This is a genomic window from Virgifigura deserti (genome assembly GCA_003576685.1).
Taxonomy (GTDB): Bacteria; Pseudomonadota; Alphaproteobacteria; order Dongiales; family Dongiaceae; genus Virgifigura; species Virgifigura deserti.
Window position 1 is genome coordinate 294,564 of record QOZR01000005.1, and the last position, 18,163, is coordinate 312,726.

The window sequence follows — 18,163 nt, forward strand, 5'->3', positions numbered from 1 at the left end:
GATGTTGGGCACTCTAAGAGGCGATGCAGAACCGGCTTGGCTGTGGCAGAGTGACGGCCAGGAATCTCAACGACGACGGGAACGACTCATGCCTTCTTTCGACATCGTCTCCAAGACCGACCTCGCCGAGGTCGACAATGCTCTGAACGGCATGAAACGCGAAATCGACACGCGGTTCGACTTCAAGGGCAGCAAATGCTCCGTCGAGCGCAAGGAGGAGACGATCACCATCCTCGCCGACGACGACCTCAAGCTGAAGCAGATGCACGAGCTTCTGAAGGGCTATTTCGTCCGGCGCAAGCTCGACCCCGGCGCGCTGGAGTTCAAGGACCCGGAGAAGGCGTCAGGTAATACGGTGCGTCAGCAGGTGATCGTCAAGCAGGGCATCGATTCGACGCTCGCCAAGCGCATCGTCAAGGAGATCAAGGACCGAAAAATGAAGGTGCAGGCCGCGATTCAGGGCGACGAGCTGCGCATCAGCGGCAAGAAGCGCGACGACCTGCAGGACGCGATCGCGCTGGTCAAGGACATGAAGATCGAGCAGCCCCTGCAATATGTGAACTTTCGGGACTGATCATGCCTCCGAAGAAGAACCCCCTGAACCTGAACCCGCTGCAGCTCAAGACGCTGACCCTGCTGCAGGAGCTGGCGCGGCTCGACGAGCATGCCGTTCCGGCCGACGAGCCCGGCCATGTGCTGGTCTCGGACCTGCCGCGGCCGCATGGCGACCATTTCCATCTCGGCGCCTCGGTCGTTCTGTCGCGCGACGCCAGCGGACTGAACAACGAAGCGGTGTGGCTCGCGCTTCAGCGCAAGGGGCTGATCCAGTCGCAGTTCCCGGTCGCGGCGATCCTGACGCCCGCCGGCCTCGGCTATGAGACCGGTCTGCGCGACCAGATCCTGCATTCCAGCCACCACTGAGCGGAACCAGCCGCAAGGAGTGCCGCGATGTTCGCCGAGCCTATGACGTTCCCGAGCAGGACCCCCGTCGACATGGCCCCGGTCGCCGAGGCGGTGGTCTTCGATCCGCATCGGCATCTGGCCCTGGAGCGGCCCGTCCGGGCCGTTCCGCTCGAGGCGTTGGGCTATAGCGAGGAGGACATCGCCGCCTGCCCGAGCCGCGTCGCGATCACCGCGCCCTTCCGCCTGCTGTCCGATGAGGGCGCGTCCGCGCTGCTGGAGGTCTGCCGGCAACTTCGGCTTCATCGGGTCAGCTGCGAGCGGATCGAGAACATGGTGCGCGGCGGCACATACCGCTCCCGCTTCCTGCGGGACCTCTGCCTCTGCCCGGAGGTGACGGCGTTCCTGTCGGACGTTTTCGGAGCGCCCCTGGCGCCGCACACGATGCCGTTGCAATTGGGCCACCTGAACTTCGCGCCGGACGATTTGAGTCGCGCAGTCGACAAGTGGCACCACGACACGGTCGGCATCGACTATGTCATGATGGTCAGCGACCCCGCGACCGTTCGCGGCGGGGCGTTCCAGTATTTCCTCGGAACGAAGACGGAGGCCGCGGCGCTTGCGGCGGAGGGTCGGACGCCGCCGGAAGATCGCGTGGTCAGCGTTCCCTTCGCCCGGCCGGGAGAGGTCGTGCTGATGCAGGGGAATATGGTCGTGCATCGCGGCGCCAAGCTCGAGCAGCCGACCGAGCGAATCACCATGGTGAACGCCTATGTCCCGCGGGCCATCGGGCTTCCCGACCCGACCCGCTTTCCCGACCTGAGAAAGGTGGACCCGCACCATGTCCTATTTCCGGAATGGGCACGGCACAAGGCGTGGCTCGCCCGCGGCAAGCTCGACCGCCTGATCGAGGAACTTCCCTTCACCACCGACCGCGCCTTCATCATCGCCGCGCTGCGCGAGGCGATTTCAGACATCGACCACGCCATCACCGATCTGGAAGACGAGACCGACGGCGGGCTGGTCCATTACGGCGGGTAGGTTTCAGGCGGGCGTTCGATGCGCGCCAGGGCCGCCGCGTTAACCATTTCTTGACCGAACCCTTACGTAATTCTCCCATCGTCGGGAATGGGAGGATCAATGACAAACGGAGCGGATCCGCGCGTGTCCGTAGTCATGGCGGCGCACAACACCGAACGGTGGATCGGCGCCGCCATCGACAGCGTTCTCAGGCAGACTTTCGCGGAGTTCGAGTTGCTGATCGTCGATGACGGCTCGACCGACAGCACGCCCGAAATCATCGCGCAGTATGACGACTGCCGCATACGCGTCATGCGACCCAGCCGCGTCGGCGTCGTCGAGGCGCGCAACATGGCGATCCGCGAGGCTCGGGGCGAGTATGTCGCGATCATGGACTCCGACGATCTTTCGATGCCCGATCGCTTCGAAAAGGAAGTGGCGTTCCTCGACGCCAGCCCCGATGTTCTTGCCGTCACAGCCGGAATGGCGATCATTCACAGCCAATTGGGGGCGCCGAACGATCTGAGCGGCCTCAAAACCCTCACGCCGCCGGACGGTCCGGTCGGATGCCTCGATGGCTTCAGCCTGACCTACAAACCGATGTTTCACCCACCGGCCATGTTCCGCCGAACGGCGCTGCTCGAGGTTGGGCTTTACCGATCGCTCTTCACGCATGCCGAGGATGCCGACCTGTTCCTGCGGCTCGAAGAAATCGGCTCGGTGCGCCGCCTTCCCGAGATTCTGTGCCTGTATCGGCGGCATTTGGAGAACACGTCCTTTCGCTTTCCTTACGCGCAGATCGAGTCGACTGTCCTGGCGCTGCTACTAGCCCGGCGGCGGCGACGGGGGCAGCCTGACCGGGCCGGCGCCCGCAAACGCCCGTTTTGGCGACTGTTCCAAATCGGGCTGACGCCGGCCGAAATCGCCCATGCCCTCGTTCTGACCGGCCTTCGCTGTGTCCGGAAGACGTTCAAGCAGCAGAAACGACACCGTCGGCTCACCCCTATCCTTGCCCCGGCCCCGCCGGTCCGATCGCTTTGATCTCATCCGTCTGCACCGTTCGGAAGCGATTCGAGATGACGGATCGGCCTTTATTCCAACCTTGCCCAAGGCATCCATTCACGCCTTTCCATTCCCGAAAAGCCTAACGAGGAGGGGGAACTTGCATATCGCACTGTTTATCCGATCGCTCGCAGGCGCAGGCGGCGAGCGCTGCATTGCGAATTTGGCAACAGTGCTGGCCGACCGTGGGCTCCGGGTCGATGTTGTCTTGGGACGGGCAAAGGGGCCGTTCCTGTCCGAACTGCCGCCTGCCGTGCGAGTGGTCGACCTCAAAGCCCGAACAGCGCTTCAAGCGGTCGGAGCGCTGACCGCGTGCCCGGCGGATGTGGCGGCACTGTCACCCGTGATCATGCGACCGAAATCGCCTTGGGTCCTGGGAAGCATTCCCGCCCTGGCCCGGTATCTTCGCAGAGAACGCCCAACCGTCATGTTCTCGGCGCTGGATTACAGCAATATCGCCGCCATCTGCGCCACCGCGGCATCGCGAACCGGGACCCCTTTGGTCATCAGCCAGCATTGTCATTTCACATCCAATGTCCTGCATGCCCGAAAAGGCCGCGTGCGACGGCTGCCGCCGCTGGCTCAACGCTTCTATCCACGGGCCGACGGCATCGTGGCTGTTTCCGATGGCGTCGCCGAAGACCTGTCGAAGGTGACCGGCATAGCCCGCGAACGCATCCGCACCGTCTACAATCCTGTCGTGACAGCGGATCTGCTTGACCGGGCAAAGGAGCAGCCTGAGCACGATTGGTTTCGGCCAGGGGAACCGCCCGTGATCCTTGCCGTAGGAAGCCTCAAGTCGCATAAGGGGTTCGCGTCACTGCTTCAGGCATTCGAGCGGGTGCGGCGCGCTCGCCCGGCCCGGCTCGTCATCCTGGGAGAGGGGCCGGAGCGGGGCCGGCTCGAAGCTCTGGCGCGGGAGCTCGGCGTGGACGCCGACGTGCATCTGGCAGGATTCGTCGGCAATCCGTATCAGTACATGGCGCATGCCAGGGTCTTCACGCTCGCATCGCTCTACGAGGGCCTGCCGACCGTCATCATCGAGGCGATGGCCTGCGGCTGCCCGGTGGTCAGCACCAACTGCCCGAGCGGCCCGGCCGAGATCCTGGAGAACGGCAAATACGGCTCGCTGGTGCAGGTGGGCGATCACGAAGCGTTGGCCGGCGCCATCTTGGCGACCCTGGACCGGCCTCCCGATCGGGATCGGCTGCGCGACAGGGCGAACCTCTTCACAGGCGACCGAGCGGCCGAGCAGGTGATCGGCTTTCTCGAAACGACGCTCCGTACCAGAGTGCGATCCGATCAGGTTGGATCAATGTGATCGGATCAGGCTTCAGGGCCGCGCTGCAATAATCGGCCCGCTACAATGTGATCCACTCGTCGGGTATCAAGTCGACGGTGTTCAGCCGCAGCATGGCATCGCGCCGGAACCAGCGGCGCGGTGCGATCACCGTCTTTGACCGGCCGGGATTGAGCCATGCGCCCCACCAGCTGAAGCTGGAATTGGCGACGATGTTGTCGCGACAGGCGGCCATGAGCGTCATGTCTTCCCACGGACGGTCATCGTTGCCCGACACGATGGTCTGGCGCGGTAGATCGCCAAGCACCTCGTCCACGGCCTCCGGCTCGTCGGAGAAGACGAAGTAGTGCGCCCGCTCTCCGCTCAGGGCATCGAGGAGACGTACGGCCCGACGGTAATAGTCCGGCGGACAGGTGCCATGCACCTGGTTGGTGTGCGCGCTGGCGACGTAATCCCCTCGGCGCAAATGCAGGGCCACCGGCCAATCCGCGGCTTCAATGAGCCGCAGCATTCGGCCGCTGTTCTCCGACAGAGGCCGGCGCGGCTGGAACGCGGCGCGCAGCTCAGCCCCCAGGTCTGCAAAAAATGCTTCCGTCTGGAAATAGCCCGCGAGCAGGACTGGTGGACGGCAAGCCGCGATGCCGGGATCGTAATGGTGGCCCGGCTGGCGGTAGACGCGGCCAACCTGGGCGCGCGGCCGTAGTGCCCGGTCGAGGAGTGGATTGCGCTGTCGCCACTTTCGTTTTGGAAATATGGCGAGTTCCTCAACCGTGGCCATGGGCACGTCGACTCTCCATGCATCCAGCATATAGGAGCGGTCGGTATCGGAGGGGTTGGCGACAGTAGCGAACCAAGATGGATCGATCTTCAACGGGCAGCCACAGCGCTTTGCCACGGCAAGCCCGGCCGCGTATTGAAACATCTGATTGCCGAGGCCGCCTTTGAGCCGAACGAAGACGGCATCATCCGCGCGGGCGCAAGCGCTTACACTCTTAGCACCAATCGTGGCGTTCATGCAGTGAGTCCGTTGGTCGAACGCACCAGACACCGGCCCGGCAGCCTTGACCCCCTTCGCAACACGTCAACCGGATAGCATGTGATCTGCAGCGGATAGAAAGCAGTTACGAACATTAATAGCCTGAGAGCTTCGCGAACGCGGACAAACCTATACCAAGGCAGTTCTAACACAAATCTAATACAAGCCTCGTAAGGGGCCTCAGTCCTCATCCCGGAGTGTGGTCGCCGTCGCTGCTCTGGCTACTCGAGATGGTGGAGACACCGCCCTATCCAGAGTCGAACAGCTGAGAGGCGGCCGAGCCGCGCGGTTGTAGATGCAAAGGGCGGAGGCCGTCCCACTCGAGGTGTCAGCCTATGGGAGGTTCTGGAAATCGCCGCCGCGTCGGTCGGCTGTTCCGGTGGTGGCCTCCAACGGGACGACTCCGATCCGCTGGCTTCAGCGATGGAGCTGGAGCCGAACCGGCCGACCGGCTAAATCTTTGGCTTCGTCAGTACAGTTTCGTACAAGGCGCTACATAAACCCTTCCAAATCGACGAAATTCATTTTCCGTCCGGGAACGATCACGCCAAGCTGGAGTTTGCTCCTAAACTGGTAAGGGGCGCGCCGTGCACGCTCTCATCATCGAAGACGATCTCCTGATCGCCCTCCTTCTGGAAGATCTGTTGCGCGAGCAAGGGTACGAGAGTTTCGCAGTTGCGGTCACCGAAGACCAAGCGGTCGCGGCTGCCGATCGGGCCTGGCCCGATCTGATCACCGCCGACCTGCATTTGCGGGCGGGCAGCGGCATCGCCGCGGTCCGGCGGATTTGCAACGGGCGAGCGCCGGCCGTGGTCTACGTCACGGGCAGCCGGCCCGACCTGGACGGTGTGCCCGGCGCCATCATCGTTGACAAGCCGATCCAAGAGACCACCCTCAGGACCGCTGTCGATCGGGCGCGGGCCGCCGCCCCGCGCCACTGACGCCGTCCAGACTCGCCGCGCCATCCCGCCTCGAACGGCTCGTCGGCGCTGGCGCCCATGTCATCGTCCTGGCGTTTCGATCTCGATCTGCAACGGGCACGGCGCACCGCTTGTAACCTGTGCCGCAAGACCTCATCTGGGAGACACCACCCACAACGGCGCAGTCCCGGGCGCAGGTGGTTGAGAGAGGTGATGTGCTCTTGCCCGAGCTTTTCGGAGGAGCACATGCCAAGCTCAGACTTCACCCACAATCAGCTTCTCGCCGCTCTGCCGTCCGCGGACCTCGACCGCCTGCGTCCGCACCTCGAGCGCGTCGACTTGCCGCTCAAGCAGGTTGTCCACGCGCCCGGCGCGCCGATCGAGCATGTCTATTTCCCCGATGCGGGCATGGTCTCGCTGATCACCGCCGCGGACGAGAACCATGCGGTCGAGGTCGGCACCGTCGGCCGCGAAGGCCTGGTCGGCACGCCGGTTGCCCTGGGCACCGACCGTGCGCCGGTCAAGGCGCTCGTCCAGATCCCCGGCACGGCGCAGCGGCTCCCGGCCGGGCTGCTGCGCGACGAGATGAACGGGAATGCAGCGCTCCGGGATCTCGTGCTGCGCTATGTCCAAGCCCTTTTCGTCCAGGTCTCGCAGACCGCGGTGTGCAACCGTCTTCATACCGTCGAGGAGCGCCTGGCGCGCTGGCTGCTGATGGCGCACGATCGCGCGGAAACGGATCGCCTGCCGCTCACCCAGGAATTCCTCGCCATCATGTTGGGCGTGCGGCGCGCCGGCGTCACGGTGGCGGCGGGCACCCTGCAGAACGCCGGGCTGATCCGCTACAACTACGGCCGCATCACGGTGCTCGACCGGGCCAGCCTCGAGGCGAGTTCGTGCGCCTGCTATGGTCTCGCCAAAGACGAGTGCGACCGCCTGCTCGGCTGAGACGAATCTGGACCAAGGCCACCGCCCCGAATCCGCTTCCCGGATACACTGTTAAGAACAGTACCATTGGCAATGTACGCTTCCGTACAAAGTAATCGTGCTGAATTCTATTCGATTTGGATATGCGCATCCTTGACAATGCTTCATAATGCGGCCATCTGCGGTTATCCACTCACCCGGAGTCAGTTTAGCTTCGACAGGTCGGCAGAGAGCCCTATGGAGCGCAAGCGAAATGCGGACCGGCCGAGCGCACAGGTGACGAGCGTGTCTGCCGGGTCAGCCATCCGGCAGGTCAATGGCGAACGGCGGCGCACTGATCGCGTTCGTGCACTGGAACGGGAACTGGAAGTCCACAAGATCCTGCTGCGCGAGCTGCAACACCGGGCCAAGAACAGCCTGCAGCTCATCGCCGGGCTATTAAGCCTACAGCGATCACAGGTGAGCGATCCGACAGCCCGGGCGCAATTGGCCGAGGTCGGGAGCCATGTCCTCGCATTGGCGAACGTGTACCGGCACCTGGATGGAACGAACATCGACCGCATGGTCGCGTTCGACCATTACCTCCACGATCTCTGTGCCGATCTCGAACGCTCGCTCACTGCCATCCACCGGCCGCGGACGATCACGGTCGTGGCCGATCCTGTGACGCTGACGCTTGAGCGGGTTCTGCCGCTGGCGCTGATCACCAACGAGCTGATCACGAACGCCTTCAAATATGCCCATCCCGACAGCACGTCCGACGAACAGATCACCGTCATGCTGCGCGCGGCGGCGGGTGGCTCGGTGACTCTCACGGTCGCCGATGGCGGAATCGGACTCCCCGATCACTTCGATCCCCACAGGAGTGGAAAGCTCGGCATGAAAGTCGTCACCTCGCTCGTGCAACAGCTCGGCGGCACGCTCTCCTTCGAACGCTTGGCGCCGGGGACCCGATTCAGCGTGACCCTCGGTACCCCCGGCCATTGCGCCGAATGACGTTCCGCCGATAGATCCCCCCGGCCGACGAGCGACGGACAGCCGTGCGTGCGGAAGCAAAGAGTGGCGTCAATGGACGCGGCGGGGCAGCTTGATCAAGACTATGGCAGCGGGGGTCTTGCCCGCTAATTGCGGAGACGGCATTCCATGACACGCGACCTGCATAACCTGACCGATATTCTCAAGCGGCTCTCCGGCGTACTGGGGCCACAGGGCGCCGCCCTGCGACTCAATCAGGAGCGCTTCGACGACAACGGCGAGCTCATGCTGAAGGTGCAGGCCCGGCTGTCCGGCCGCCCGTCGGAAGCGGATCTGGTCGGGATCCTGGAAATGGGGCGGCGCATCGTGCGCGAGACCGGAACCGACGCCATGTTCTGGACCGAACTTTCGGGATCGAACGTTGTCGACTTTTGCTTCGCGGCACCCTCCCGCATGCGTCCGAAGAGCGATCTCGCGACGACCATAAGGGGCGAATCAGTTATGGCCGCGGCGCAACCGCTCTTTGGCGGGCTATCGGCGCCCGCCGCGGTGGAAGAGCGCTCTCCTGACCTGGAGGGCGGGTTGTCCGGAGCAGTCCCGAGGCAACGCTGAATTTGGATCAGTCTCCTGCGGCCAGGTAGTTGAGCGACCTGCCCGCGGCCGAGCCGCGGCACATATAGTCGTCGAGCCAAGCCGTGCGATAGCCCTCGCGCGTCCATAGGACCGGGAAGAAGCTTTCATCCATCGAGTCGTCGCCGACGCGCTTGTAGCGGCTGTAGATATAGCTGACCTCGGTCGTGTGGAACCGGGCGTCCGACGACATGCAGTGCGCCACCGCCGAGCGGCGCGGGCGGTCCGCGCGGTTCCTGTCCGAGCCGTGCCAGGTCCAGCCATGGTGGAAGGCACAGCCGCCAGCCGGCACCTCGACCGGCACGATCTCCGGCGTCCGCCCGACCTCGGCCGCAGCGGCGGCCAGCTCCTTCCTGTAATCCTCGGGCGCGTGGAACTGCGCGATCGGCGGATAGCGGCCCCAACGGTGGGAGCCGCGGACATATTCGATGGTGCCGCCGGCAGCGCTGGTCGGGTCGAGGGCGATCCAGCAGGTCAGCATCTCAGCTGGGACGATCCAGGCGTTGTAGCTGTTGTCCTGATGGAAGCCGAGCGGCTTCGCCCCCGGCGGCTTCCAGATCACATTGTCCTGGGCTATCCGGGCACCAGGCCAGCCGGCGAGCGTGGCGCAGAGCCGGCCGATTTCCGCGCGGAGCACCAAGCCGGCGACGGTGTGGTCAGACTTCCAGCCATTGCAGATCTGCCGCGTGCGGTCCGGGCTGTCGCGCCCCTCCTGCCAGTTCCACTCGTCGGGATAGAGGCCGGTCTCGAACCGGCCGCGGAACAGACCTTCGAACCGCGCCGCCACGCGCGCCGCATCCTCCGGCGCGATCAGCCGGTTAAGAATCAGAAAACCGTCCTCGTGAAATTGCGCGATCTGCGCGTCGCTCAGATCAACCGTCATGCTTTAGCTCTCTGTTGCACGCTCACGTCCTGACAGAGTGATGCGGCGGGCGAAGGCCGTCCACTCAATTGACGACATCCGTAACGCCCGGCATAGCGGGCTCGCGCTCGGCGACGTCCTCGCCCTCGCGCGGCAGGATGATCGACAGCAGGCCCAGGATGACGGCCGAGACCGCGATCGCGACATAGATCCACAGGAACGTGTCGGTCAGGTTCTTCAGCATGCCGGCCAAGTAGTTGCCGGTCATGCCGCCGATCCCCAGCGTCACGTTGGCTACGCCGAAGATGGCGGTCGCCGCCGCGCCCTTGGCGGTCTTGGCCACATAGGCCGGGACCAGGCCGAAGATAGGATAGAAGGCGATGGCGAACAGCACGCCTGCGACCACCGGCAAATGGCCCACCGGGGCGGCCACTAGAATCATCGCCGACAGGAAGACGCAGACATAGGCGAACAGCAGCGCGAGCCGCACGCCGGTCTTGTCGGACAGCCAGCCGACGACGAAGCCGGCGAACATGCCGATGAAGCCGATGACGCCCCAGACGGAGGCCGCGAAATCGACGGCGAAGCCCAGCTCCTCACGCAGATAGGGTGACAGATAGTTCTGGAACGGCAGGGTCGAGAAGCCGTTCATGAAGGTAATCGCCCAGATGACCAGTACCCACGGCACCATCACCTCGCGCGCGCCGGCCAGCATGCCGCGCCTGCCTTCGACGGCGGCCGGCCGGCCGCTCCTGCCTTCCGGTTCGCGATGGAACAGGCCGAGGCGCCAGAAGGTGAACAGCGCGATGACGGTCACCATCAGCGTGCCGAAGCCGACCGCGTACCAGACGCCGCGCCAGTTATCGTTCAGCACGAAGATCGGCACCAGCAGGCTGTTCGCGAACACGCCATAGCTCGTGCCGCTGGAAACCAGGCCGAGAACCTTGCCGCGGTGCCTGTAGGCGATGGCCCGCGACACGATCTCGACCATCGGCACCCAGACCGAGGCGGCGGTGCCGCCCAATATGGTCAGCAGGAGCCCTATGACCAGAATGCTGTCGGTCATCGGCAGCAGAACCAGGCAGGCGCCGCACAGCGCCACCGAGCCGATCACCACTTGGCCCCCGCCGATCCGCGGGGCCAGCCACGCGCCGATCATCGCGAAGACGAGGAACCCGAACTGGCCCGCGGCGGTGATCGTTCCTACGACCTTGTAGTCGAAACCGAGATCCGCGCGCATGTCGGTGACGAGCTGCGAAAACAGATAGATGCCGAAGCCGTAGGTCGCCGCGACGAAACTCGTCAGCTGCACCGTGATCAGGAGTCCGGTCAGCGCGCTCGGGCGCCGCTCCTGGATGGGAATATCGGTCATCATGGCCCTCTCGCCAATTCTGCTCTGAACATTGAATTCTGCTCATGTATGCCGAAATGCTTAGGCCATTGACAAACAAGTAAACCTCAGATGATCATGAATTGTATTCATAGATGCAAATGACATGCGCCGCCTGCCGCCCTTCGCTTTGGTACGGGCCTTCGAGGCCGCCGCCCGCCATCTGAGCTTCACGCGCGCCGCCGAGGAACTGGGCCTCACCCAATCGGCTGTCAGCCATCATGTGAAGGGGCTGGAGGAGTATCTGGGCGTGCGCCTGTTCCACCGGCGCAACCGGGCGATAACCCTGACCGAGGAGGCTCGCGCCTATCTGCCGGCTGTCACGGCCGCGCTCGATCAGCTCGAGGCGGCGACGGCACATGTCCGAAGCCGTCGAGCGACGGGCAACCTCACCGTCAGCCTGCTCTCGACGTTCGCGGTGCGCTGGCTGATCCCGCGGCTGCCGGGCTTCGCGGCCGCCCATCCCGACATCGAGGTGCGGCTGACCACGTCGCTCCGGCTCGTCGATTTTCGCGACGGCGATATCGACGCGGCAATCCGCTGGGGCCGTGGCGGCTGGCACGGGCTGCGCTGCGACCCTTTGATGACCGAGGAGATTTTCCCGGTCTGCAGTCCGCGTCTGCTCGACCCGGCGCGGCCGCTGCGGGAGCCGCGGGACCTCCTGCGTTATCCGCTAATACACAACATGCTGCATCCGGACGAATGGCCGTTATGGTTCCACGCCGCCGGCCTGGAGCCGCCGGATGTCCAACGCGGCCTGCGACTCGAATCCTCGGAACTCATCCTGACGGCGGCGGCAGACGGGTTCGGCATCGCGATCGGACGCCGCCCGCTGGTCGATGCGGACTTGGCGGCAAACCGCCTGATCGCCCCTCTCGACGTCCGCCTGACCAGCGGCGTGCGCTATTACCTGGTCTGCCCCGAGGAGACGGCGGACCAGCCGAAGATCGCGGCGTTCCGGCGCTGGCTGCTGGAGGAATCAGACGGCACGCGCCACGGCCATGCAGACGACCGTGACCGCTAGGAGGCCGGCGGCGATCCGCTGACCGGTGGCCATGCGGGCGCGCAACCGCGCTGCCTCTGTCGCAGCGGCGCTCACGAGCTTGCGACGGGCCGACCCAACCGCTGCGCCTTGGACGCCAGCGGCGACGAATGCCGCCAGGATGCCGATGGCCAGGACCAGCTCCGACGACCCGAACGCCGAGCCATGTAGGAGATGCCAAAGCACCGCGCCAGTGAGCAAGGCGAAGGTGGCCGCGCCCATCTGCGGACCGAACAGGCGCTCCGCGTTCGCTCCCGCGGTCCGGGCCAGAGTGAAGGTCGAGCCGGCCCAGAACACGCCGGCCAGAACGTGCAAGGCGAGCGTCAGGATGAGGATGGTCTGCATCGCGGGATCTCCCGATGGCTATTGGCGAGTCGCCCGGCACAGGCCCAGGCTCGATCACGGGCGGATGGTAGATATCGAATCATTCGATGTCAAATGATTAGATATCTGCTATATTCGTGCTATTCTCGCATCATGCCGCGACCCGCTGGACAGCCGATCGGCCTCAATCTCGCCCGCACCGCCAAGTCCGTCAGCCGCGCCTTCGACGACGCGCTGGCCGCGGCGGGCGGGTCCCTGCCGACTTGGCTGATCCTCATTTCGCTCAAGACGCAGCGGCTGGGAAACCAGCGCGAGCTCGCCGACGCTGTGGGCATTCAAGGCGCGACCCTGACCCACCACCTCAACGCCCTGGAGGCCGATGGGCTGCTCACCCGCCGCCGCAACCCGGCCAACCGCCGCATCCACCTCGTCGAACTCACCGACCGCGGCGAAGCCATGTTCCACCGGCTACGCACGGCAGCCATTGCCTTCGACCAGCGGCTGCGAGTCGGCCTCGCCGATGAAGACATCGCCACCCTGGAGCGCCTGCTCGCCCGGCTGCGCGAGAACTCCACCGATGGCGGCGCTTCCGGCCGTGCGGATTAGGCCGATGTACCAACGTCCGATGAAAATTGATACTAGCATCAGTCGCGCACGCCTTGACTTGGAGCCATCTCGATGACCGATCTCGACCTTGCCTACACGCCCGCCACCGAACTCGCCCGCCGCATTCGCGCGCGCGCGCTGTCGCCGGTGGAGGTCGTCTCGAACAGCCTAGCGCGCATCGCCGAGGTCAATCCGACGCTCAATTGCTTCTGCTTCGTCTATCCCGACGAGGCTATGGCCAAGGCGCGCGAGGCGGAGCAGGCGGTGATGGCGGGCAAGCCGCTGGGACCCCTGCATGGCGTGCCGATCGCGATCAAGGACCTGACCCCGACCCGCGACAAGCGGACCACCCTCGGCTCCTATGCCTACGAAGACTGGGTGCCGGAGGCGGACGCGCCGATCGTCGAGGCGCTGCTCGGCGCCGGCGCGATCCTGGTCGGCAAGACGACGACGCCGGAATTCGCCTATTCGGGCTTCACCGAAAGCCCGCTCTGGGGCATCACCCGCAACCCCTGGAACAGCGAACGCACGCCCGGCGGGTCGTCCGGCGGCTCCGGCGCCGCGGTCGCGTCCGGCTGCGTGCCGCTGGCCGAGGGGTCGGATATGGGCGGCTCGGTGCGCATTCCCGCCGCGCTCTGCGGCATCGTCGGGCTGAAGCCGAGCTTCGGGCGGATCCCCTTCACCATCCTGCCCAGCCAGTTCGACCAACTCTCGCATTTCGGGCCGCTGTCGCGCACGGTGGCGGATACGGCCCTGTTCCTCAAGGTGACGCAGGGGCCGGACGAGCGCGACATCCAGTCGCTGAAGCCGGCCCTCGACATCCCGATCCCACCGCCGCATTCGGTCGACGGCCTGAAGCTCGCGCTGAGCCCAGATCTTGGCTTCTACGCCCTCCACCCGGAGGTCGAGGCGAACATGCGCCACGCCGCCGCGGTGCTCGCCGATCTCGGCGCCACCGTCGAGGAGGTGGAGCTGCGCTGGACAAAGGAGATGGTCGACGTCTGGACCGCCCATTGGGGCGTCTATCTCGCGACCTTCTTCGGCGACAAGCTGCCGGAGTGGCGGCACAAGATGGACCCCAATGTGGTGGCCCTGATAGAGGCCGGCCTGGCCATGGACGCAGTGTCGTTCAAGCGGCTGGAATTCCTCCGGACCGAGCAATGGAAGGCACTTGCCCCGATCCTGGAGCGTTACGACGCCCTGCTCTGCCCGACCATGGCGCAGCCGGCGCCGCCTGTCGGCGGGAGAGACGAGAACTATGACCGGGTGGACGAGGCCGGCCGCTATCACGGGTTCGACATCACCTCGATCTTCAACCTGGTGAGCCAATGCCCAGCCCTTTCGGTGCCATCTGGCTTCACCGGCGACGGCCTGCCGACGGCGCTGCAGATCGTCGGTCGCCGGTTCGACGACCTGACCGCACTGCGCATCGGCGCCGCCTTGGAAACTGCACGGCCCTGGACCGGGAAGCGGCCACCGGTCTAATGCTTTTGAGCGGATGACCTGACGCAGGTTGCTCCATAAGCTTGCTTTTTGGTTGCCGCAGCAGGACCGGGGCCTAAGGTGTGCTATCGGGTCGCCGGCCTTTCGCCGAGCCGCTTCAGCCCATCCTGATTGCGAGCAGCCTTCTCATTCCCACCGGATGCCGCCTGCCCTGCGCAGAGCTGGACGATGCCCCGCCGAAATTCACTGAGGCCAGTTCTCCGGTGAGAGCTCGCGCGGCAGCAGAAGGGTTCGAGGACTTATACCGCCGACGGCAGCGATTCCTCCCCGACCACCATTAGACGCGCCACACCGCGTCACCTGCCGGCAGAAGAATCCCGATCGCGCATTGACAGGCCAACGCGTCGGGCGCATGATTCGATTCTATGAAACAGCCATTTCATATAAGAAACAGTAAGAAGTTGGCGCATGGACCCAAAGTGGCGCCGTCCGGCTCGGTCCTGAATGCGCTTGCGATCCTCGAATGCTTCGACCGGCGGCACCCGTCACTCGCGCTCGCCGAGATCAGCCGCCGCCTCGATATTCCGAAGGCGACCGCCTATCGCAACCTAGCGGCACTCGAGCAGTTCGGCTATGTCACCTGGGACCGCCAGCGAAACACCTATTCGCTGGGCGCGAAAGTGCTGGAACTCTCCCGCCGATTTCTCGACCAGTACGAGATCCTGACCGTCGCGCGGCCCGTGTTGGCCGACCTCGCGGCGGAGACGGGCGAGACCGCCCATATCGGTGTGCTGAACGGGACAGACGTTGTCTATGTGGACATCGCCGAGAGCCCGCAGCGGGTCCGCGCCTATGTGACGCGCGGCGACCGCCTCCCGGCGCACTGCGTCGCCTCCGGCAAGGCCATTCTCGCCTATGCCGATGAGGCGACCGTCGAGGCCGTGCTCGATGCCGGCCTCAAGAAGATGACCGCCAAGACACTCGTGAGCCGTGAGGATGTCCTCGAGGATCTCGCCCGCACCCGCAAGCGCGGCTACGGCCTTAACCTCGGCGAATGGATGGACGAGGTCGCCGCCGCCTCGGCGCCGGTCTTCTCGCACACCGGCGACGTCATTGGCGCGATCGGAGTCGCAGGCCCCCTGTCGCGATTGAGCCCGCGAAAGGCCGACGCCGTTGGCCGGGCCGCGCGCAAGCACGCCGACCGAGTCTCGACCGTCCTCGGTGCGCCGATTCCGCTAAAAGACGCCATCTGAGGCCAACCAGTCGGGGAGAAGGAAAAGCAACAGAATCGGTGCCGATCGCAGGCGCCGACGCCACAGAGAAGGAGAAGTCCGCTTCATGCCAGAGATCATCGATCTGTCCGTTCCCGTTCGCCACGGCGACGGGCGCCTGGGATCCACGGTCGCGTTCGACACCCCTTATCGCTTCGACGATGTCGGCTGGCAGGGCTCGACCTTCAGCATGTTCTGCCACTACGGCACGCATGTCGACGCGCCCAATCACTTCATACGGGACGGCAAATCAATCGACCAAGCGCCGCTGGGCAAGCTGCTCGGCCCCGCGGCCGTCATCGACCTGTCCGATCATGGCGAGGAGCGCGAGATCACCGGCGATGCTCTGGAGGATCGGGGGCGTCACACTCGACGCGGCGACATCGCAATCCTGCGGACGGGCTGGAGTGATCGGCACTGGGGCACCGATACGTTCTGGAAGCAGGGGCCGTATCTCGGTGCGCAGGGCGCCGACTGGCTCGTCGAGCGCGGCGTGAAGGCGATCGTCTACGACTTCTCCGAGGAGTATGTCGTGCGTCAGCCCGGCTTTCAGGGCGACGACTGCATCATCCATCACAAGATCCTCGGCCACGACATCTACAACATCGAATACGTCCACAACCTCGGTCAGATCGCGCGGCCGCGGGTCACCATCATCGCCCTGCCGCTTAAGCTGGTCGGCCTCGACGGTTCGCCCTCCCGCGTCATCGCGCTCGAAGGCGCCGACCTTCCGGCCGAGTTCACCGTCAAATAGCGATGCACGGACTCGTGCTGAGCGTCAGGGTTATTCCCGGGTCGGTTGCGCCGGCCCGCCAACGCGTTTCCGCTTCCGACCAAAATCGGCGTTGCGAGCCACGGCTCGATCCTCGACACGCCTACCGTCCGCCGAGCGTGGACCGTCGCGCGGCGGCCCTCTCCTTTCACATGCCCGCATCGCGGTCGCCGCCCTAGGCGCCGCACGAATCGAATTGGTCAGAAAAAAGCCTTTCAGGGAGGTAGCTATGCCAAGCGATCGTCAAGACGTCCAATCCCCGCCAGCCGCCGGAATCCTGCCGAAGCAGACCCTGTTTACGGTGCTCACGCGCACCTGCGACAGAGCCGTTCGTCGATATCTGCCGGACCCCCTCGTCCTAGCTATCCTGTTCACGATGGTCGTTTTCGTGCTCGGAATCGCGCTCACCGACACAACACCCGTGGAGATGGTTGCATATTGGGGCGACGGTTTCTGGGAACTCCTCACCCTGGCGATGCAGTTTGTGCTCGTGCTCTGCACGGGCTTCATCCTGGCGATCAGCCCCGCGTTCAAGAAGCTTCTGGGCGCCCTCGCGCGTCTCTCCAGCACGCCGGGCAGCGCGATCGTCAACGTCACGCTGGTCGCCCTCGGGGCAAGCTGGATCAACTGGGCGTTCGGCCTGGTGATCGGCGCGCTCTACGCGAAGGAGATGGTGCGGCAGGTTCCGACCGTGAACTACCGCCTCCTGATCGCCAGCGCCTATTCGGGCTTTATCGTCTGGCATGGCGGTCTCGGCGGCTCGATTCCACTGCTGATCAACACACCCGGCCACTTCGCCGAGGGCGTTATGGGTCTTATCCCGACGAGCGAGACGATCTTCTCGGGCTACAATTTGTTCATTGTCATCGCCCTCTTCATTCTCGTACCGATCGCGAACCGGATGATGGGGGCCCAGTCTCTCGACAGCGAGACTGCCGGGCCCGAGGTCGACGCCGAATCTGACGCGGAATCCGAACAGCCAAAGGCGGTGCAAAGCCCGGCGGAGAGGATCGAAAACAGCATGGTCGTGTCGATGCTGGCCGGTGCTCTCGGATTTGCCTTCCTCGTTTATTACTTCGCGACCAGCGGCTTCAACCTGAACATCAATATTGTGAACTTCGTGTTCCTGACGCTCGCCATCGTCTTCAGTGGCACGCCGCGCCGCTTCCTCGACGGCCTGCAGATGGCGGTCAAGGGCACCGGCGGGATCATCGTTCAGTTCCCGTTCTATGCAGGGATCATGGGGATGATGGCCGGCTCCGGCCTGGCGGCGATCATCTCGAGCTGGTTCGTCTCGATCTCCACGGTGGAGACGCTGCCGCTGTTTGCCTTTCTCAGTGCCGGCTTCCTCAATGTGTTCATCCCGTCGGGTGGCGGGCAGTGGGCGGTGCAAGGGCCGATCATGCTGCAAGCCGCGCAGGAGCTCGGCGTCGACCTGTCGCGGGCGGCGATGGCGGTTGCCTGGGGCGATGCCTGGACGAACATGATCCAGCCCTTCTGGGCCCTGCCGGCACTCGCCATCGCGGGCCTGAATGCCCGGGACATCATGGGTTACTGCCTGATGATCCTGCTGATAAGCGGGATCGTCATCGCAATCGGGCTCTCGTTCCTCTAGATCGGTGGCGGAGGGCGACCCAGCCGCCCTCCGGTCGCGATCGATCGTGCGCAGGGCAAAGGAGGAGA

At 64.8% G+C, this 18,163-nt stretch carries 19 protein-coding genes; 15 read left to right on the top strand and 4 right to left on the bottom strand.

The window, feature by feature from the left end:
• The first annotated feature begins 88 nt into the window (after nucleotides 1–88).
• The 5 genes from DT069_RS11250 to DT069_RS11270 all read left to right on the top strand — a co-directional run bounded on the left by DT069_RS11250 (nucleotide 89) and on the right by DT069_RS11270 (nucleotide 4,303).
• A complete protein-coding gene (locus tag DT069_RS11250) occupies nucleotides 89–574 on the top strand; it encodes a YajQ family cyclic di-GMP-binding protein (protein ID WP_119460396.1) in 486 nt (161 codons plus the stop codon).
• A gap of 2 nt (nucleotides 575–576) precedes the next feature.
• On the top strand, nucleotides 577–921 hold the full coding sequence (locus tag DT069_RS11255) for a hypothetical protein (protein ID WP_119460397.1): 345 nt from the start codon (nucleotides 577–579) through the stop codon (nucleotides 919–921).
• Nucleotides 922–948: 27 nt separating this feature from the next.
• The gene (locus DT069_RS11260; RefSeq protein WP_119460398.1) at nucleotides 949–1,941 is read left to right on the top strand and encodes a hypothetical protein; all 993 of its coding nucleotides are present in this window, start codon (nucleotides 949–951) and stop codon (nucleotides 1,939–1,941) included.
• 99 nt (nucleotides 1,942–2,040) lie between these two features.
• A complete protein-coding gene (locus DT069_RS11265) occupies nucleotides 2,041–2,961 on the top strand; it encodes a glycosyltransferase family 2 protein (RefSeq protein WP_162913135.1) in 921 nt (306 codons plus the stop codon).
• Nucleotides 2,962–3,082: 121 nt separating this feature from the next.
• Nucleotides 3,083–4,303 carry a glycosyltransferase gene (locus DT069_RS11270; protein ID WP_119460400.1) on the top strand — a complete coding sequence of 407 codons (1,221 nt, stop codon included), beginning with the start codon at nucleotides 3,083–3,085 and terminating at the stop codon, nucleotides 4,301–4,303.
• A 40-nt stretch (nucleotides 4,304–4,343) separates the two neighbouring features.
• On the opposite strand, the gene DT069_RS11275 is transcribed toward DT069_RS11270, so the two are convergent.
• Entirely contained in the window at nucleotides 4,344–5,153 is an 810-nt protein-coding gene (locus tag DT069_RS11275) for an alpha-1,2-fucosyltransferase (protein WP_162913136.1), read from the bottom strand.
• Between the two features lie 752 nt (nucleotides 5,154–5,905).
• Here DT069_RS11275 and DT069_RS11280 point away from each other — a divergent pair.
• The 4 genes from DT069_RS11280 to DT069_RS11295 all read left to right on the top strand — a co-directional run bounded on the left by DT069_RS11280 (nucleotide 5,906) and on the right by DT069_RS11295 (nucleotide 8,752).
• Nucleotides 5,906–6,259: a response regulator gene (locus DT069_RS11280; protein WP_119460402.1), complete on the top strand. Its 354-nt coding sequence runs from the start codon at nucleotides 5,906–5,908 to the stop codon at nucleotides 6,257–6,259.
• A 225-nt stretch (nucleotides 6,260–6,484) separates the two neighbouring features.
• A complete protein-coding gene (locus DT069_RS11285) occupies nucleotides 6,485–7,186 on the top strand; it encodes a Crp/Fnr family transcriptional regulator (RefSeq protein ID WP_119460403.1) in 702 nt (233 codons plus the stop codon).
• A gap of 216 nt (nucleotides 7,187–7,402) precedes the next feature.
• Nucleotides 7,403–8,161 carry a sensor histidine kinase gene (locus DT069_RS11290; RefSeq protein ID WP_162913137.1) on the top strand — a complete coding sequence of 253 codons (759 nt, stop codon included), beginning with the start codon at nucleotides 7,403–7,405 and terminating at the stop codon, nucleotides 8,159–8,161.
• A gap of 147 nt (nucleotides 8,162–8,308) precedes the next feature.
• Nucleotides 8,309–8,752, top strand: a complete 444-nt coding sequence (locus DT069_RS11295) for a hypothetical protein (RefSeq protein ID WP_119460405.1) — start codon at nucleotides 8,309–8,311, stop codon at nucleotides 8,750–8,752.
• Nucleotides 8,753–8,759: 7 nt separating this feature from the next.
• On the opposite strand, the gene DT069_RS11300 is transcribed toward DT069_RS11295, so the two are convergent.
• Together DT069_RS11300 and DT069_RS11305 are read right to left on the bottom strand one after the other, a co-directional pair.
• On the bottom strand, nucleotides 8,760–9,653 hold the full coding sequence (locus DT069_RS11300; protein WP_119460406.1) for a phytanoyl-CoA dioxygenase family protein: 894 nt from the start codon (nucleotides 9,651–9,653) through the stop codon (nucleotides 8,760–8,762).
• A gap of 64 nt (nucleotides 9,654–9,717) precedes the next feature.
• Nucleotides 9,718–11,007 (bottom strand): MFS transporter, encoded by a 1,290-nt coding sequence (locus DT069_RS11305; protein ID WP_119460407.1) that lies wholly within the window; start codon nucleotides 11,005–11,007, stop codon nucleotides 9,718–9,720.
• Between the two features lie 121 nt (nucleotides 11,008–11,128).
• Here DT069_RS11305 and DT069_RS11310 point away from each other — a divergent pair, with 121 nt between their 5' ends.
• Complete coding sequence (locus DT069_RS11310) at nucleotides 11,129–12,046, top strand: transcriptional regulator GcvA (protein WP_119460408.1); 918 nt, start codon at nucleotides 11,129–11,131, stop codon at nucleotides 12,044–12,046.
• Here DT069_RS11310 and DT069_RS11315 read toward each other — a convergent pair.
• A complete protein-coding gene (locus DT069_RS11315) occupies nucleotides 12,002–12,409 on the bottom strand; it encodes a hypothetical protein (RefSeq protein ID WP_119460409.1) in 408 nt (135 codons plus the stop codon). The two genes, DT069_RS11310 and DT069_RS11315, sit on opposite strands and share 45 nt — an antisense overlap.
• A 132-nt stretch (nucleotides 12,410–12,541) precedes the next feature.
• On the opposite strand from DT069_RS11315, the gene DT069_RS11320 reads away from it, so the two are divergent.
• From DT069_RS11320 to DT069_RS11340, 5 genes are all read left to right on the top strand, one after another.
• Nucleotides 12,542–12,994, top strand: coding sequence for a MarR family winged helix-turn-helix transcriptional regulator (locus DT069_RS11320; protein ID WP_119460459.1), 453 nt, complete (start codon nucleotides 12,542–12,544; stop codon nucleotides 12,992–12,994).
• Between the two features lie 72 nt (nucleotides 12,995–13,066).
• Nucleotides 13,067–14,479 (top strand): amidase, encoded by a 1,413-nt coding sequence (locus DT069_RS11325; RefSeq protein ID WP_119460410.1) that lies wholly within the window; start codon nucleotides 13,067–13,069, stop codon nucleotides 14,477–14,479.
• A 419-nt stretch (nucleotides 14,480–14,898) separates the two neighbouring features.
• Entirely contained in the window at nucleotides 14,899–15,690 is a 792-nt protein-coding gene (locus DT069_RS11330) for an IclR family transcriptional regulator (protein ID WP_162913138.1), read from the top strand.
• 85 nt (nucleotides 15,691–15,775) lie between these two features.
• On the top strand, nucleotides 15,776–16,462 hold the full coding sequence (locus tag DT069_RS11335; protein WP_119460412.1) for a cyclase family protein: 687 nt from the start codon (nucleotides 15,776–15,778) through the stop codon (nucleotides 16,460–16,462).
• A gap of 247 nt (nucleotides 16,463–16,709) precedes the next feature.
• Nucleotides 16,710–18,095: a short-chain fatty acid transporter gene (locus tag DT069_RS11340; protein WP_119460413.1), complete on the top strand. Its 1,386-nt coding sequence runs from the start codon at nucleotides 16,710–16,712 to the stop codon at nucleotides 18,093–18,095.
• Nucleotides 18,096–18,163: the final 68 nt, after the last annotated feature.